The sequence below is a fragment of the Pseudomonas svalbardensis genome (assembly GCF_030053115.1).
Lineage (GTDB): Bacteria > Pseudomonadota > Gammaproteobacteria > Pseudomonadales > Pseudomonadaceae > Aquipseudomonas > Aquipseudomonas svalbardensis.
Window position 1 is genome coordinate 5,686,089 of sequence record NZ_CP125619.1, and the last position, 16,303, is coordinate 5,702,391.

14 protein-coding genes are annotated in these 16,303 nt (G+C 59.8%); 1 reads left to right on the forward strand and 13 read right to left on the reverse strand.

All coding sequences use genetic code 11. The features are described from left to right. Positions 1-75 precede the first annotated feature (75 nt). The 10 genes from QFX16_RS26380 to QFX16_RS26425 all read right to left on the reverse strand — a co-directional run bounded on the left by QFX16_RS26380 (position 76) and on the right by QFX16_RS26425 (position 12,613). Positions 76-1,224: an iron-containing alcohol dehydrogenase gene (locus QFX16_RS26380; protein WP_283181891.1), complete on the reverse strand. Its 1,149-nt coding sequence runs from the start codon at positions 1,222-1,224 to the stop codon at positions 76-78. A gap of 129 nt (positions 1,225-1,353) precedes the next feature. Then, the gene (locus tag QFX16_RS26385; RefSeq protein ID WP_369698819.1) at positions 1,354-3,339 is read right to left on the reverse strand and encodes a phosphocholine-specific phospholipase C; all 1,986 of its coding nucleotides are present in this window, start codon (positions 3,337-3,339) and stop codon (positions 1,354-1,356) included. Continuing rightward, the gene (locus QFX16_RS26390) at positions 3,336-3,482 is read right to left on the reverse strand and encodes an alkaline phosphatase family protein (protein ID WP_283181893.1); all 147 of its coding nucleotides are present in this window, start codon (positions 3,480-3,482) and stop codon (positions 3,336-3,338) included. Before QFX16_RS26390 ends, QFX16_RS26385 begins: the two co-directional genes overlap by 4 nt. Positions 3,483-3,512: 30 nt before the next feature. Beyond that, positions 3,513-4,616 (reverse strand): Ig-like domain-containing protein, encoded by a 1,104-nt coding sequence (locus QFX16_RS26395; RefSeq protein ID WP_283181894.1) that lies wholly within the window; start codon positions 4,614-4,616, stop codon positions 3,513-3,515. Between the two features lie 130 nt (positions 4,617-4,746). Further along, positions 4,747-5,571, reverse strand: coding sequence for an ABC transporter permease (locus QFX16_RS26400; RefSeq protein WP_045059981.1), 825 nt, complete (start codon positions 5,569-5,571; stop codon positions 4,747-4,749). Positions 5,572-5,583: 12 nt separating this feature from the next. Continuing rightward, positions 5,584-6,831 (reverse strand): ABC transporter permease, encoded by a 1,248-nt coding sequence (locus QFX16_RS26405; protein ID WP_283181895.1) that lies wholly within the window; start codon positions 6,829-6,831, stop codon positions 5,584-5,586. A 207-nt stretch (positions 6,832-7,038) separates the two neighbouring features. After that, positions 7,039-8,082: an ABC transporter substrate-binding protein gene (locus QFX16_RS26410; protein WP_283181896.1), complete on the reverse strand. Its 1,044-nt coding sequence runs from the start codon at positions 8,080-8,082 to the stop codon at positions 7,039-7,041. Between the two features lie 49 nt (positions 8,083-8,131). Further along, positions 8,132-9,256, reverse strand: a complete 1,125-nt coding sequence (locus tag QFX16_RS26415) for an ABC transporter ATP-binding protein (protein ID WP_283181897.1) — start codon at positions 9,254-9,256, stop codon at positions 8,132-8,134. A 327-nt stretch (positions 9,257-9,583) separates the two neighbouring features. Next, entirely contained in the window at positions 9,584-10,213 is a 630-nt protein-coding gene (locus QFX16_RS26420; RefSeq protein WP_003210977.1) for a response regulator, read from the reverse strand. Beyond that, the gene (locus QFX16_RS26425) at positions 10,214-12,613 is read right to left on the reverse strand and encodes a PAS domain-containing sensor histidine kinase (RefSeq protein ID WP_283181898.1); all 2,400 of its coding nucleotides are present in this window, start codon (positions 12,611-12,613) and stop codon (positions 10,214-10,216) included. It lies immediately after the preceding gene. A gap of 73 nt (positions 12,614-12,686) precedes the next feature. On the opposite strand from QFX16_RS26425, the gene QFX16_RS26430 reads away from it, so the two are divergent. After that, positions 12,687-13,679 carry an alpha/beta hydrolase family protein gene (locus QFX16_RS26430; RefSeq protein ID WP_283181899.1) on the forward strand — a complete coding sequence of 331 codons (993 nt, stop codon included), beginning with the start codon at positions 12,687-12,689 and terminating at the stop codon, positions 13,677-13,679. 44 nt (positions 13,680-13,723) lie between these two features. Here the strand turns inward: QFX16_RS26430 and QFX16_RS26435 are convergent, their stop codons facing one another. The 3 genes from QFX16_RS26435 to QFX16_RS26445 are packed head-to-tail and all read right to left on the reverse strand — an operon-like array spanning position 13,724 to position 16,180. Then, positions 13,724-14,491 carry a TerB family tellurite resistance protein gene (locus QFX16_RS26435; RefSeq protein ID WP_283181900.1) on the reverse strand — a complete coding sequence of 256 codons (768 nt, stop codon included), beginning with the start codon at positions 14,489-14,491 and terminating at the stop codon, positions 13,724-13,726. Between the two features lies 1 nt (position 14,492). Then, positions 14,493-15,164: an N-acetylmuramate alpha-1-phosphate uridylyltransferase MurU gene (murU, locus tag QFX16_RS26440; RefSeq protein WP_283181901.1), complete on the reverse strand. Its 672-nt coding sequence runs from the start codon at positions 15,162-15,164 to the stop codon at positions 14,493-14,495. Next, complete coding sequence (locus tag QFX16_RS26445; protein WP_283181902.1) at positions 15,161-16,180, reverse strand: aminoglycoside phosphotransferase family protein; 1,020 nt, start codon at positions 16,178-16,180, stop codon at positions 15,161-15,163. Before QFX16_RS26445 ends, murU begins: the two co-directional genes overlap by 4 nt. Positions 16,181-16,303 lie beyond the last annotated feature (123 nt).

Below are 16,303 nucleotides of genomic sequence, written 5' to 3' on the forward strand. Positions count from 1 at the left end.
CACCTTTTTTGAGCAGAATCACGATGGCGCGCATTGTATACCTCATGCTTTGAAGCGCGCACCGTGACGCGATAATCAGTAGGCCGCTCGGTAAATCTTCTCGATATCGACGGCACTCAATTTGCGCGGATTGTTGCGCATCAGACGCTCAATTCCCGCCGCTTCCACGGCCATGGCCGGGATGGCGTCTTCGGGTACGCCGAAGCTGCGCAGGCCCGGCGGGATTTCCACCGCCGCGCATAAATCGGTCATCGCCTCTACAGCCTTGTCCGCCGCGTCGTTGGCGCTCAGATGAGCGGTCTTCACTCCCATGGCCTCGGCGATATCTTGCATGCGCTCCACGCAGGCCATTTTGTTCCAGGTCATGACATACGGCAGCAGCAAGGCATTACTGACCCCATGGGCAATGTTGAAACGGCCGCCCAGCGGATACGCCAGCGCGTGCACCGCGCCGACCCCCGCATTACCAAACGCCATACCGGCCATCAGGCTGGCGGTGGCCATGTCTTCGCGGGCCTGGAGATTGGACGGATTGGCGTAAGCCTTCGGCAGCGCCTTGGCGATGAGCTTGATGGCGCCGATGGCCAGCGCATCGGTAATCGGTGAGGCGTTGAGCGACAGATAGGATTCGATGGCGTGCACCAGCGCATCGACGCCACTGGCGGCAGTGACACTGCGCGGACAGGTCAGGGTCATTTGCGGGCTGACCAGCGCTACATCCGGTAATAGATAGTCGCTGACGATGCCTTTCTTCAGCTGCGCGACCTTGTCGGAGAGAATCGCCACGTTAGTGACTTCCGAGCCGGTGCCGGCGGTGGTCGGGATGGCGATCAGCGGCGGGCCTTTGCGCGGCACCTGATCGATGCCGAACAGATCCTCCAGCGCCCCGTGATAACCGGCGTAGGCCGCGACACTTTTAGCGATGTCGATGGCACTGCCGCCGCCCAGGCCGATCAGTCCGTCATGCCCACCCTCGCGGTAGACCCGCATGCAGTCTTCGACGATGGCGATTTCCGGGTCTGGCAACACACGGTCGAAAATTTCGTAGGGGCGGTCGCCCAGCTGCGCCAGCGCCAGCTCGACCGTGCCGGACTTGACCAGTGCGGCATCGGTGACGATCAGCGGGTTGTCGATGTCCAGGCGTGTCAGTTCAGCCGCCAGTTGCTCGATGGCACCGGCGCCGGTGATCAGTTTGTGAGCGATTTTGAAAGAGCAAAGACTCATGTGCGCAGCCTCTTATAGATAGGGGAGCTGGGCACAAGCGTAGCTGGGGATTTGCGGTTGTCTGCCATTCAGGGCGCGAATGACATCTTGCGCCGCCCAAGGCAAGACGGCTCCTCCTGCAAAATGATTTCAGGCGCCCATCGCCGGATCACTGATAGAGGACCTGCCTGTCTCGATGCGCCCCGAAAAACGCCGTGAAAAAGCGCTGTCCGTATCACTGCTAACGCTGAAGTCGTACCAGCGGCCACTCTCATCAAGCGACCATACCCGCTCGGCACTCTGACCGCTCTCGAGCCGAACCGCCCAAGGGCTGTCATTTCGATAGGCTTCAGGGCGCAGGGTTACCGTGCATGGCTGCGATCCCGTATTGAGCAAACGTACGTGCAAGCGATCCGCCACGTAATAAACACGAACTTCCGGATGAGCGCCACTTTCCGCAAGCCGTGTGGCATTACCCGTGAAATGCCGATGAAAACCATTGGGCCCCAGCACCCACAAGTCGTACAAAGCCGGGTTGCCCGACACGTCCCAATCATCTTCCAGTGTTTCGCCAACACCAACCATGTATCGGCGGGGTAGCCGATCAAGATGAAGCCTGTCGTAGACATGCAGGACGGCACCTGTCTCGCCATGGTTAACAAAATACAGCTGCATGCCCTTCTCGCCAGGCTTGAGTTCAGCACTGACGTAAAGCTCATAGGGCAGAGCGCACGAAGGCCGGGTACCTGCTGGCCGGGGTGGCATGACAGGCGTCTGAGGTACTGGCGTATAGTCCAGTTTTTCCTGAACCGAACGCAACTGGTCGGCTTGCGCCCGGGATTTGCAACCGTCCAACGTCGGGATCTCATCGTTGGGCGCTGCAAAATCGAAGACGCTCGTCAGATCCCCACAAACGGCACGTCGGTATGGGCTGATATTGGGTTCGTCGACACCGAATCGCGCCTCCAGAAATCGTAGTATCGATGTATGGTCGAATACTTGTGAGTTGACACGTCCGCCGCGACTCCAGGGCGAGATGACAAAACAAGGCACCCGCATCCCCGGCCCAAAGACTTTCCCGTCCGGTTGAGGCTGCCCCTGAGAGCCTGGGGGCTTGGGCTGACGAAAGTACTCGAAAGCCATCTGTTCATCCGTCAGGGTGGTTTTACCGGCGAACGATTTGCCGTCGGCTCGCGGTGAGGGGGCTGACGGCGAAGGGATATGATCGAAGAATCCGTCGTTTTCATCGTACGTGACGATCAACACCGTTTTACTCCAGACCTGCGGGAATGACGTCAAAGCGTCCAGTAAGGCCTGGATATACCACCCTCCTTGCACCGGACTTGATGAGCCGGGATGTTCGCAATAGGTTTTCGGTGCCGAAACCCAAGAGACTTGCGGCAACCTGCCCTCCTTTACATCTAGTTTGAACGACGCTAGATACTCATCAGGATTGCGGCCCGGCATGGTATTGGCGATCCCCTTGTATAACGGATTGCCAGGATTATCCTTGAGCGGGTCATATCCACGAAAAGACCTGTCGATGTTATTGGCAACCGGATTGCTGGAGGCTTCGTTCGCCCGTCGATATTGTTTGAACGCGCAATGCAGGTTGTCGCCCCATTCGTCGGGCATGTTCTGATAGGAAATCCAACTGACGCCAGCCTGTTCAAGGCGCTCGGCGTAGGTCTTCCATTCGTATCCGAGTATCGAATCGCGCAGCACGTCCCACTCGTTCTTGACGAAAGCAACATTGGCGCCCGTGGGCCCGTTGGTTCCCGTAAAGAAGAACGAACGGTTGCCATTGGTGCCCGCATGCATCGCGCAGTGATAGGCGTCACACAGCGTAAAAGCTTGTGCGAGAGCGAAATGGAAAGGAATCTCTGCCTGCTGGTAATACCCCATGGAGTCTGCTCTTTTGTACCTCGGCCATTCGTGCAGTCGCCCATCGCCCCAAGCGCTCTGACCATCGACCCAGTCATGCGGTGTGCTGATCGCCCGCTGGGCGTTATACATCTGCCCATCAAGGTGATAAGGCGTCAGATGGCTGCCCGACGCCGTTGTTTGTTGCCAGACACTGCTCCCTTGAGGCACCGGAATGGTGAAGCGATCAGCAAAACCACGAACGCCGGTCAGTGTCCAAAGTAGTGATCAAAGGAACGGTTCTCCTGCATGAGGATCACCACATGTTCGACATCCATCAGCGTGCCGGTTCTGTTATTGGCCGGGATCGAGTAAGCCCGCTGAATGCTGTCAGAAACGTTTGTTTCAGTGTCCATACTTGCACCTCACCAAGATTCCAGGCCGGGTCAAATTCGATAGAACGTATGAATACTGCCGGGGTGGGACTTCACGCCGTTGAGTGTCTGGGTCACTCGCACCTTGTTTTCCCTCAGCCAGGAATCGACGGGGGTGAAAATCCACTCATCGCCGTGAATCTCGAAAGTCCCTTTGACAGGCACACCGCAGACATCCTGTACCGTGTAGACAGCCCCTGGGGCGCCTTTGCCCTTGATGGCCTGCACGGGGTGTGCACTGCCTTGATCGGCCGGATCGGTGATCACGGGAACGGGCGGGCGCACGCTGAATGCACGCAACTCGCTTTGCGGTGCATTGAGAGCGCTCCCCCGCTTGAGCCTGATCTGATGCAAACCTGGCTCCCAAAACCTGGCAGGCCTGAAAGTCCAACGGCCGGTCTCCTTTGAAAACTCTCCGGCGATCGGTGTACCGACTTCATCCAACAGCTGCAGGTTTATAGCGCTCTGGTCGGAGCCAGTGATGAGTTGATCCTGAGCTGTGAACGAATAGGGAAGCGGCCGCAAAATCAGCGGAGGTGGTACGAACGGGGAAAGAGCCACCGTGAAGTTCAAAGGTTCACTATACGGCGAGGTAACGCCTGCAAGACTCTGCTGCACCTTGATGGCCTTTTCCCCATCGCCCCAGACTGTGGGCGAGGTGTAAGACCATTGTTTACCGGTGACTTCGACATACGCCCACCAGCTTTCTCCAGGCAGGGCACTTTTCACCCAGACGCTGGCACCTTCGGCGCACGTGCCGCTGATCGTCGGGTTGTTGCCCGTCACTGCACCAGGTGCTGGAGAACGGATGACTGGTACTGCAAAAACCCTGAACGCGCGCGACTCACTGTAGGGCGAGGTAGCGCCTCCAAGACGCTGCTGCGCCTTGATGGCCTTTTCCCCATCGCCCCAGGCTTTGAACGAGGTGTAACTCCATTGTTTACCGGTGACTTCGGCATACTCCCACCAGCTTTCTCCAGGCAGGGCACTTTTAACCCAGACGCTGGCACCCTCGGCGCACGTGCCGCTGATCGTGGGATTGGAATCCGTCGTTTCATTTCGCTGAGGCGCTTCAACAGTCGGTGCGAGAAGTTCAGTAATCTGTTGGTCTGACATGTCGTTCAATCGCCATGAGAGTGCTCATGGAGAGATTACGACTGGAAAAGCACGCACCGCACCTGACAGTTCTGACAGTGCCGACGAACGGTAAAATGGGCAGTGCCCCCCTTCTGAGGGGCACAAACCGTCAGACCTGCGCCGTACGCAGTTTCTCGCTGCGGCCGCGCAGCCATTCCAGGGTCAGCAGCAGGATCACCGAGAAGGCAATCAGCAACGTCGCCGCCGCCGCGATGGTCGGGCTGAGGTTTTCGCGGATGCCGCTGAACATCTGCCGTGGCAATGTCGCTTGTTCGGGACCGGCGAGGAACAGCGTCACCACCACTTCATCGAACGAAGTCGCGAAGGCAAACAGCGCACCGGAGATCACGCCGGGAGCAATCAGCGGTAAGGTCACCCGACGGAACGCCGTCAGCGGCGAAGCACCCAGGCTCGCAGCAGCGCGCACCAGATTCTGATTGAACCCCTGCAAGGTCGCCGACACGGTAATGATCACAAACGGCACGCCCAACACCGCATGCACCACGATCAGCGAGAAGAAGCTGTTGCCCAGACCCAGTGGCGCGAAGAACAGATAGCTCGCCACACCGATGATCACCACCGGGACTACCATCGGCGAAATTACCAGCGCCATCACCAGCGCCTTGCCGGGGAAGTCGCCCCGCGTCAGGCCGATTGCCGCCAGCGTACCGAAGATCATCGCCAAAACAGTCGCCGCCGGGGCAACGATGATGCTGTTCTTCAGTGCTCGCATCCATTCCGCCGAGGCGAAGAAGTCCTGATACCAGTGCAGCGAGAAGCCTTGCAGCGGATAGACCAGGAAACTGCCCGAGTTGAACGACAGCGGAATAATCACCAGCACCGGCAGAATCAGGAACAACAAAATCAAGCCGCAGAGAATCCGCAAGCTGTAGAACCACACCCGCTCAATGGGCGACATATAAGGACTCAGCATTTCGTTCTCCCCTTAGCTCAGGCGCAGGCGACTGGCGCCCACCAGCCAGCTGTAAATCAGATAAAGCACTACGGTCGCCAACAGCAGCAGCCCACCGAGTGCGGTCGCCATGCCCCAGTTGATGCTGGTATTGGTGTAGAAGGCGACGAAGTAACTGACCATCTGATCGTTCGGGCTACCCAGCAAGGCCGGGGTGATGTAGTAGCCGATGGCGAGGATGAACACCAACAGACAACCGGCGCCGACACCGGCATAGGTCTGCGGGAAGTACACCCGCCAGAAACTGGCGAACGGGTGGCAGCCGAGGGAAATCGCGGCGCGCATGTAAGTCGGCGAGATGCCTTTCATCACGCTGTAGATCGGCAGAATCATGAACGGCAGCAGGATGTGCACCATGGAGATGTAAACCCCGGTGCGGTTGAACACCAGTTCCAGCGGTTTATCGATGATGCCCATCGCCATCAGGCCGCTGTTGATCAAGCCACCCGACTGCAGCAACACGATCCACGCGGCGACCCGCACCAGGATCGAGGTCCAGAACGGCAGCAGCACCAGAATCATCAGCAAGTTGCTTTGCCGTGATGGCAAGTTCGCCAGCAAGTAGGCCAACGGATACGCCAGCACCAGGCAGATCACGGTGATGATCAGCCCCATCCAGAAGGTGCGGGCGAAGATGTCGAGGTAGATCGCTTGGTCTGGGGTGGCCGGGGCCACTTCACCGAGGTCGTCGATACGGTGGTCGACCGCCGCCAGCAGGTAGTACGGGGTAATGCTGCTGGTGTTACGGCGCACGGCTTGCCAGTAGGCCGGGTCGCCCCAGCGCTCGTCGAGACCTTCCAGCGCTTCTTTATAAGAGGCCGGTTCGGTGGCGAACGGTAAGGCACGTGCAGTTTTGGTCAGCAGGCTGCGGTAGCCGGCCAACTCCATGTTCAAGCGCTTGGACAGGTCGCCCAGGGTCTGATTCTTGCGGGCTTCAGCGAGGTCTTCGCTGGCCGCCTTATAAACCGGTTCAGCGGGCAAGCCTCGGCCATCCCAACTGGCGATAGCCACCACGGTGCGCGGCATGCCGCCGACCACTTCCGGGTTACCGACACTTTTGTAGAGCAGCGCCACGATGGGCACCAGGAACACCAGCAACAGAAACAGCACCAACGGCGCGATCAAGGCTTGTGCTTTCCAGCGGTTGATCCGCTCGGCGTGCTTGAGCCGCTGCTTCAAGGTGGGGTCGGTGCCCGCGTTCAGGGGAATGGCGGTGGCCATGGCGTACTCCGGAAATCTTTGATCGTTACAGAGGCAGGCACTCCCTGTAAGGGAGGCCACCTCTGTTCTTGTTAGCTACACATCGCCCCTGTAGGAGCATGGCTTGCCCGCGAAAGCGTCGGCACATTCAACATTAATGTTGACTGACACACCGTCATCGCGGGCAAGCCTTGCTCCTACAGGAGTGGATAAGCCCACGGGGTGGTCTTATTTTGCAGCCCAGGAATTGAAGCGCTGTTCCAGTTGCTCACCGTTGTCAGCCCAGAAGCTGACGTCGATCTGCACCTGGTTGGCGATGTTTTCCGGGGTGGTCGGCATGTCTTTCAGGACATCCTTGGCCAGCAACGGTACGGCTTGAATGTTGGCCGGGCCGTAGGCAATGTTTTCCGAGTAGGTCTTTTGCTGCTGCGGAGCTACCGAGAACGCGATGAATTTCTTCGCCGCTTCGGCGCGCTTGGCGTCCAGACCTTTCGGAATAGCCCAAGCGTCGAAGTCGTAGATACCGCCGTTCCACACGACTTTCAGGTTGCTTTCTTTCTGCACGGCAGCGATCCGGCCGTTGTAGGCCGAGCTCATGACCACGTCGCCGGAAGCGAGGTACTGCGGCGGTTGCGCGCCGGCTTCCCACCACTGGATGCTTGGCTTGAGTTCATCAAGTTTCTTGAACGCGCGGTCCTGACCATCCTTGCCGGCCAGTACTTTGTAGACGTCTTTCGGCGCAACGCCGTCGGCCATCAGAGCGAATTCCAGGGTGTACTTGGCGCCTTTACGCAGGCCACGCTTGCCCGGGAATTTCTTGGTGTCCCAGAAATCCACCCAGCCGGTCGGTGCGGAAGCCAGTTTGTCGGCGTTGTAGGCCAGCACGGTCGACCACACGAAGAAGCCCACGCCGCATGGCTGGATAGCGCCTTTGACGTAGTCTTCAGACTTGCCGAACAACGCCGGATCAAGTTGCTCGAACATGTCCTCGTCGCAACCACGGGACAGTTCTGGCGATTCAACTTCTACCAGGTCCCAGGACACGCTCTTGGTGTCGACCATGGCTTTGACCTTGGCCATCTCACCGTTGTACTCGCCCGCCACGATCTTGCCGTTACCTGCCGCTTCCCACGGTGCGTAGAAGGCTTTGACCTGCGCTGCCTTGTTCGCCCCGCCAAAGGACACCACGGTCAGGTCCGGGCCCGCCGCCATTGCGTGTGCCGCACCGATCATGCCCATGACCAAAGCGGTGAATTTCAGGGATCTCAACATTTATTGTTCTCTCCACGTGCAGGGTTGGTGTTGTTGAAGCAGGGGGCGATCAATGCGCCTCTAGAAGTGGGTCGAGCGCGCGAACGTGTTCGACCTGCCAGCCAAGCGGTACCACGTCGCCGACGGCCAGCGCGGGATCGAGCTCGGCAATCGGTTGTTTCACAAAGAAATCGGTCTTGCCGCAGACTTCCAGGCGAACACGGACGTGGTCGCCCAGGTAGATGAATTCCGCCACCCTCCCCGAGAAGCGGTTGACGCAGGACTCGCTGGAGCCGTTGAGGCTCACGCGTTCCGGGCGAATCGACAGCGTGACGGGTTCGCCGGTCTTGCCGACGTTAACGGCCAGGGCTTCAACCTTTTCACCGCGCCCTAACTCAACCACGCAGCGGTCGCCGGTGTGACTGTGCAAGCGGCCATTGAGGCGGTTGTTCTCGCCGATGAAGTTGGCGACGAAGGTGTTTTTCGGCTCTTCGTAGAGGGTGCGCGGCGGTGCGATCTGCTGGATCTCGCCCTGGTGGAACACGGCAACGCGGTCGGACATGGTCAGGGCTTCGCCCTGGTCGTGGGTCACGTAGACCACGGTCACGCCGAGGCGCTGGTGCAGGTGCTTGATTTCCATCTGCATGTGTTCGCGCAATTGTTTGTCCAGTGCGCCGAGGGGTTCGTCCATCAACACCAGTTGCGGTTCGAACACCAAGGCGCGGGCCAGGGCCACCCGCTGCTGCTGACCGCCGGACAGTTGCGCCGGGTAGCGCTGGGCGAAGGTGTCGAGCTGGACCATGCTCAGGACTTTTTTGACCTTGTCGCTAACATCGCTCTTGTTCAAGCCGCGCACGGTCAACGGGAACGCCAGGTTCTCGGCGACCGTCATGTGCGGAAACAATGCGTAGTTCTGGAACACCATGCCGATGTCGCGCTTGTGCGGCGGCACGTTGTTGATGGAACGCCCGGCCAGCTGGATTTCGCCTGCGGTCGGTGTTTCGAAACCGGCGAGCATCATCAGGCTGGTGGTCTTGCCGGAGCCGGACGGCCCGAGCAAGGTGAGGAATTCGCCTTTGCGAATCTCCAGGTTGAGGTCTTTGACGATCAGGTTCTCGCCGTCGTAGCTTTTTTGTACTCCACGAAAGCTGACCAGAATATCGCTGGCCCCTGCGCTTGAATCGACCTGGCTCATACCCACACCTTTGTTGTTGATGACTGCTATGGACTAAGCCTAGTGGACGATGCCGACCACGCAAATCGGGGCGCAGGAGAGAATGGCCTCAGCCGGATGGAAGGTTGGGGGTAGGGATTGCCCTACAAGGATGGCGCGTTTTGACCAACACAGCGTCAAACGGTCAGCTGCAAGCCACAAGTAAAGGCAAAAGCGATTCGGAGGGATGTCGCAAATGGATATGCGCCGCACATCCCTGTAGGAGCGAGGCTTGCCCGCGAAGCTTTTGGCGTCAGTGAAATCGCCTTCGCGGGCAAGCCTCGCTCCTACAGGGAATGCATGCGGTTTTTATAGGAGTTTGTGCTCCATCGCGTACTTCACCAGTTCCGCCAGGGAGGTGATGTTGAGTTTCTGCATCAGCCGCGCCTTGTGGGTGCTGATGGTTTTGCTGCTCAGGGCCAGCTGCTGGGCGATGTCGTTGACGTTGGCGCCTTGGGCCAGGCGTTCGAACACCGAGAATTCGCGCTCGGACAGCAACGAGTGCAACGGCCGCGAATCGGTCAGGCCGACTTCGAAGACCATGCGGTCGGCAAGGTCCGGGTCGATGTAACGCCCGCCCGCCGCGACCTTGCGGATCGCCGTCAGCAACAGTGCCGGATCGCTGTCCTTGGTCGCATAACCCGCGGCGCCGACCTTCAACGCACGGGCGGCCATTTGCGCTTCGTCGTGCATCGACAACACCAGAATCGCCGGCGGATTGTTCAGTGCACGAATACGCGGAATCGCCTCCAGCCCATTAACCCCAGGCATGGAGATGTCCAGCAAGACCACTTCGCAGGGAACATGGCGCAAGGTCTCGAGCAACTGCTCGCCATTGCTCGCCTCCCCTACCACCAGCAAATCCTTGGCCAGGCCGATCAATTGCTTGATGCCTTCGCGGACGATGGTGTGGTCTTCGGCTACCAGTACACGGATCACTTACTTCTCCTCATCCAGCGGCACTCGCACGCTCAGGGTCGTGCCTTCACCCGGTTCACTCTCAAGCGACAACTGTCCGCCCATGATCAACACCCGTTCGCGCATGCCGACTACCCCAAAGGATGTCGACCTACCGGTGGCAGGGACAAATCCTACGCCATCATCACTGACGGTCAGACACAACTCGTCGCCTTCCAGCGCCAATGTCAGTTCGACAGTATGCGCCTGGGCATGGCGCATGACATTGGTCAGCGCTTCCTGAAGGATCCGGAACAGGCCAATCGCCTTGGCATCACTGAGCACCGGCAGATTCTCCGGCACCTGCACCAGACACGGAATCTGCGTGCGCGCCTCGAATCGGCGAGCCTGCCACTCGATGGCCGAGGCAATCCCGGCGTCGAGAATCGGTGGCCGCAGTGCCGTAGCTACATCGCGAACCAGTTGGAACAACTGAGCGATCAGTCGCTTCATGCTGTTCAAGCGTTCGTTCAGACCGGGGTCGAGCTGGGCGTAGGCCAGTTCACACATCGACGTTTCCAGTTTGAGCACGGTCAACATCTGACCCAGTTCGTCGTGAACTTCCCGGGCGATGCGGGCCTTTTCCTCTTCCCGCACGCTCTCCAGGTGCGCGGACAACTCACGCAGCTGTTCGCGAGAGCTGGCCAGTTCCAATTCGATGCGTTTGCTCTCGCTGATGTCCCAGACGATCCCGTCCCAGACATAGGCGCCGTCTTCGAGTCGGCGGGTGATGGCCTTGATCTCGGCCCAGCGCTGTTCGCCCGAACGGGTGAGAATCCGTCCCTGCCACGACCAGTCACTGTCGGTATCCAGCGCATGGTCCTGGGTTTGGTGATAACTGCCCTTGTCGGCCGGGTGCACCAGGCTGCGCAAGCCTTTGTCGCGATGGGCCAGGGTGGCCGGTGAGTAACCCACCAGGCTCTCGCTGCCTTCACTGATGTAGGCAAAGTCGATCTGCCCCGTCACCGGTGCCCGCTCCAGACGAAAGACCAGTCCTGGAACGTTGGCGGCGATCCCTTGCAGACGCGCTTCGCTTTCCTGCAACGCGGCCAATGCACGGCGGCGCTCGGTGACGTCGTTGAGGTAAACCACCAGGTATTCGCCGTCGCGAAACCGCAAAAAGCTCAGCGAAACATCCACCGGCAGATTGCTGCCATCCGCCCGCACACAGTTGGTTTCGAAACTTTGTGGGCCTTCCTCGCTGGCCCGGGCGCGTTTCCACAGGTTCAGCCAGCGGTCCATGTGCAAGCCGGGCTCGAAGTCGATCAACGGCCGATCAATGATCCCGCCCGCCGGATAACCCAGCATGGTTTCGGCCGCGCGATTGGCGTAGCGCACATGGCTGTCCCAGTTGACCCAAAGGATACCGACGGTGCTCTGGTCGATGGAAAACTGCGTGAGGCTCAAGGCTTCTTCGCTGGCGGCACGCAGCGCAATGTCTTCGCGCGCGGCCCGCAAACGTTGCTCAAGACTGTGCTGCTGCCGACGCTGCCAGAACACGATGGCCATGCTGCTGAGCATCAACACCACCAACAGCAGGCAGAGGTTTTGCCAGAAACCCGGGGACTCGGTCAGCCTCGGGTATTTGGGTTGCAGCCATTGGTTGTGCAGTTGCTCCAGGTCCTTGGCCGGGATCGCCCGCAACGCGCTTTCGACGATGCCGGCCAGTTCCGGCCAGTCCCGGCGCGTGGCCACCCGCAACAGTTGCGGCAAGCCGATATCACCGACCACCACCAGCCCGGCGAACTCAGGTTCGGCGGACAAACGCCCCAGCTGCGCTTCGTCGACCACGGCGTAACTGGCCTGCTGACTCAACAACAGTTGCAGTGCCTGGCGCTCGATCGGTACGCCTTGAAGGTTCAGGTGCGGGTAATTGCTGCGCAGGTAATCGGCGGTGGCGCCGGGCATGCGCACGGCGACGCGGGTCTGGCTGTCGAGTTTTTCCAGCTCTACCACGCCGGTGCTTTTCTGGTCGCTGACCACCAGTTGCGGCACCCGCATATACGGGTCGGAAAACTGCCAGAGCCGCAGGCCACCGGGTGTTTGGGTCAGCCCCGGAGCGATGTCGATTTCACCCTCGCGCGCGGCGTCTTCCAGGTGCGCCAGGTCGGGAAAGTTGCGCCAGCTCAGCTCGACGTTGAGCGCCTTGGCCAGCCACTTCATCAGCTCGACATTGACCCCGGACAAACGCTGCAAGCGGCGATCGTATTGGGCGTAGGGCACTTGCAACACCAGCCCCACGCGCAATTCGCCATGTTGCGCCAGCCATTGCTGCTGGCCCGCGGACAATTGCGCGACGTGCACCGGTGGCGCGGGAGCCGCCCAGCCCATCAAGGGAAACCACAAACAGCCGATAACCCACAGGCAGCGAAAACGCATCATCGAAATCTCACACACTGACAAATACTGACCAACCCATTAGGCTGCCGGAATAACTTCTGGCCTGGAATATCCGATGCCCCCTGTCTACCGCCTGGCACTGCCAGCATTGTGCCTGTCGCTGATCCTGCCTTGTGCCTTTTCCGTCGAGGCCGCCGACCCGGCGCCTACCACTACGGGAACACCCGCCGAAGAAAAACCGGTCGAGCGCCAGCCGCTGCTTGAGCGTAGTCAGGAAGAAGCGTCTGCACTTGAGCGACAGATCCCGGCTCAGGAACAGCAGCAACTGCAAGCGGGCAGCGACACGTTTCTGGCCTTGTGGAAACCGGCCAATTCCGGCGAACCCAAAGGCGCGGTGATTATCATCCCGGGCGCCGGCGAAACCGTTGACTGGCCGCAAGCAATAGGTCCACTGCGACGTAAATTGCCGGACGCCGAGTGGAGCAGCCTGAGTATCACCTTGCCGGACCTGCAAAGCGATGCCATTGCGCCGCGTATCGTAGAAGTGGCCCTCACACCAAAAGCCCCTGACGCCGGCAGCAAAGACTCGACCACCGCCGCGCCCATCGAACAAGCGGCGGGCGGTGAAGCGGAGGTGGCGGACAAGGCGATCGCCGAAACCACCGAGGAACAGGCCAAAGCCGACGTCGAACGAATCTTCGCCCGCATCGACGCCGCGATTGCCTACGCCGAACAGCAAAGCGCTCGCCGCATTGTCGTACTGGGGCATGGCACTGGCGCTTACTGGGCCGCGCGCTACCTGAGCGAGAAGCAGCCCTCGCAAGTGGAGAAGTTTGTGATGGTCGCCGCTCAGATGCCGGCGAAAGCCAAACCAGAGCTGGTCGAACTGACACCGACCCTGAAGCTGCCCACCGCAGACATCTTCTATATGGACAAGCCGCTGGATCGCAACCTGGCGCTGGAACGCTTGCAGTCCAGCAAACGGTTGAAGACTTCGGGGTTCAGTCAGGTATCGCTCAAGGCTTTGCCGGGTAATTCCAAGGCTGAGCAAGAGCAGCTGTTCCGTCGGGTGCGGGGCTGGTTGAGTCCACAGAACGCGGTGAACTGATAGATCGCAGCGGCGCCATCGTCGGATCGCCGCCTTACAGACAGCTACCGAAAATCCCGCCGCTCACGAATCAATGTGTAGGCGCTATGCAGTTCGCGAGTCTTGTCAGTGGCTTCGCGCACCTGCAGCGCCGTCGCACCGCTGCCGGCGATCTTGTCCGGGTGATGGCGACTCAGCAGGCGTCGATAAGCACGCTTGATCTGCGCCGGCTCGCTGGTCGCCGAAACGCCCAAAAGCCGCAGAGCATCTTGATAAGTCAGCGCGCTGCTGGCCTGTGCAAACTTGTGCCGCTCGTAATCGGCCGACAGCGCCAGCACCTGCCGCGACGTCCAGCCCAGCCATTTACCCCACTGTCTGATCAGCTCTCGCTCAGCGCTACCGGCGCGGCCATCAGCCCAAATCATCCGCCAACAGGCGCGCAAGACGCCTTCGGCCGCATGGGGCTGAGCGCCCAAGCGGCGCAAATAACCGCGCAACCGGTCATCTCCCGACTTGCCGCGATTGAACGCGGCAATGGCCCGACGCTGGGCCGACTCGGTCATGTCCAGCGAACGCATTTCCTGACGGGCCTGCTGGATGTGGCCTTCCACCACCCGTCCATCGCACTTGGCCAGCCGCCCCAACAACACAAACAGCAGTTCATCGTTGCGCAGCACCGGGCGGCCACCGAGCTTTTCTCGCAAGTGCGCCCAGCTCTGCAAGTGCAAGTGCCGATCCAGCACCTGCCCCAACAAGGCGCCAAGCATGGCCCCCGGAATGCTGGCGATGTAAAAGCCCGCTCCGGCTCCAATCAGAGTCCCTGGCCACAACATGTCAGCGTCTCGCTTCTAACAGGGTTTCGACTTCAGCCAGACGTTCGTGAGTGCCAACATCCACCCAATGTCCATTCAAGTGCTCGCCGGTGACGTGTCCATCGGCCATGGCCTTGCGCAGCAGCGGTGCAAGCTTGAAGGCGCCGGCGGAGCAACCGTCGAACAGCTGCGGGTGCAGGACCGCGATGCCGCTGTAGGTCAGGGTTGCAGTGTCCGGTTGACCGTCGCGTACTTGCCCGTCGATCAGACTGAAATCGCCGGTCGGGTGATGGGTCGGGTTGTCCGCCAACACCAAATGCGCCAGCCCGGTGATGGGTTGGTGCAACACGCTGAAGTCGTAGTCGGTCCAGATGTCACCGTTGACCACCATAAAGGCCTCGTCACCCAGCAACGGCAGCGCGCGGAAAATCCCGCCTCCGGTTTCCAGTGGCTCACCTTCCGGCGAGTACTGAATACGTACGCCGTATTGCGAGCCATCACCCAGGTAGTTTTCGATCAGTTGGCCGAGCCAGGCATGGTTGATCACCACCTCGGTAAACCCCGCCACCGCCAAGGCTTTCAAGTGATACTCGATCAACGGTATACCGCCAGCGCGAACCAGCGGTTTCGGCGTGGTCAGGGTCAGCGGGCGCATGCGCTCGCCTTTGCCTGCTGCCAGAATCATCGCCTTCATGCATTCGCTCCAGCACGCAGACTCAGCAGCAACACATCCAGCTCGGCCAGTTCAGGACGGCGGGCGATCACGGCGTCTATATAAGCAAAGAAGCGCGGTACATCGCCGAGATAGCGCGGCTTGCCGTCGCGGTGGCAGATGCGGGCAAAGATGCCGATCACTTTCAGGTGCCGCTGCACGCCCATCAGGTCACTGGCACGCAGGAAATCATCAAAGTCGGGCTGAACCGGGATCCCGAGATCGCCCGCTTGCTGCCAGTAAGCTTCCAACCAGCCGCGCACACGCTCCTCGGGCCAGCTGAGGAACGCATCCTTGAACAGACAGGTCACGTCGTAGGTCACGGGACCATAGACTGCGTCCTGGAAATCCAGCACGCCGGGATTTGGCTCGCTGAGCATCAAGTTGCGTGGCATGTAGTCGCGGTGCACCAGCACTTTAGGCTGGGCCAGTGCGCTGTCGATCAATAGCTCAGTCACGTTCTGCCAGAGCATTTGCTGCGCCGAGTCGAACTCGATGCCCAACTCGCGCTTCACGTACCACTCAGGGAACAATTCCAGCTCTCGGCGCAGCAGCGCCACGTCATAACTTGGCAGCGGTGCAACCATCGGCAACTGCTGAAAAGCCAACAGCGCTTGCAGGGCATCCTTGAACAAATCGTCGGCATTTTCGCTGTCGATCACGTCCAGGTAAGTCTTGTTGCCCAGGTCATTGAGCAAAAGAAAACCACGTTCGAGGTCTTCGGCATAAATTTTCGGAACATTTATTCCGGATTTCGCCAGCAAAAAAGCGATATCCACGAAGGGTTTACAATTTTCCTGGGGCGGTGGCGCGTCCATCACGACGAAGCTTCTGCCCTCGCCTTCACAGCGAAAATAACGTCGAAAACTCGCATCGCTACTGGCCGCAGTCAACGTGGCCGGGGGTACGACGCCCCAGTCCTGTTCTGCAAAGAGGGCAGCCAATTGCTCATCGAGCCAAACTTTCAGGTGTTGCAAACGTACATCTTGGTCAGGCATTGCAAGGGTCTCCGACGGCGCTAGCCGTCAAGCGGGTCATGCTTTATTATCCAGCATCTTTTTCAGACCATCGAGAGGCGTGCGGCCCACACCGCGGGCAGATGGCACGCAGGAAGCCCGGAC

Bases quoted from the DNA above. Each gene is read 5' to 3' on its own strand.
- QFX16_RS26380 (WP_283181891.1), bottom strand. From the start codon at position 1,224: ATGAGTCTTTGCTCTTTCAAAATCGCTCACAAACTGATCACCGGCGCC.
- QFX16_RS26390 (WP_283181893.1), bottom strand. From the start codon at position 3,482: ATGGACACTGAAACAAACGTTTCTGACAGCATTCAGCGGGCTTACTCG.
- QFX16_RS26395 (WP_283181894.1), bottom strand. From the start codon at position 4,616: ATGTCAGACCAACAGATTACTGAACTTCTCGCACCGACTGTTGAAGCG.
- QFX16_RS26400 (WP_045059981.1), bottom strand. From the start codon at position 5,571: ATGCTGAGTCCTTATATGTCGCCCATTGAGCGGGTGTGGTTCTACAGC.
- QFX16_RS26405 (WP_283181895.1), bottom strand. From the start codon at position 6,831: ATGGCCACCGCCATTCCCCTGAACGCGGGCACCGACCCCACCTTGAAG.
- QFX16_RS26410 (WP_283181896.1), bottom strand. From the start codon at position 8,082: ATGTTGAGATCCCTGAAATTCACCGCTTTGGTCATGGGCATGATCGGT.
- QFX16_RS26415 (WP_283181897.1), bottom strand. From the start codon at position 9,256: ATGAGCCAGGTCGATTCAAGCGCAGGGGCCAGCGATATTCTGGTCAGC.
- QFX16_RS26425 (WP_283181898.1), bottom strand. From the start codon at position 12,613: ATGATGCGTTTTCGCTGCCTGTGGGTTATCGGCTGTTTGTGGTTTCCC.
- QFX16_RS26430 (WP_283181899.1), top strand. From the start codon at position 12,687: ATGCCCCCTGTCTACCGCCTGGCACTGCCAGCATTGTGCCTGTCGCTG.
- QFX16_RS26435 (WP_283181900.1), bottom strand. From the start codon at position 14,491: ATGTTGTGGCCAGGGACTCTGATTGGAGCCGGAGCGGGCTTTTACATC.
- murU (WP_283181901.1), bottom strand. From the start codon at position 15,164: ATGAAGGCGATGATTCTGGCAGCAGGCAAAGGCGAGCGCATGCGCCCG.
- QFX16_RS26445 (WP_283181902.1), bottom strand. From the start codon at position 16,180: ATGCCTGACCAAGATGTACGTTTGCAACACCTGAAAGTTTGGCTCGAT.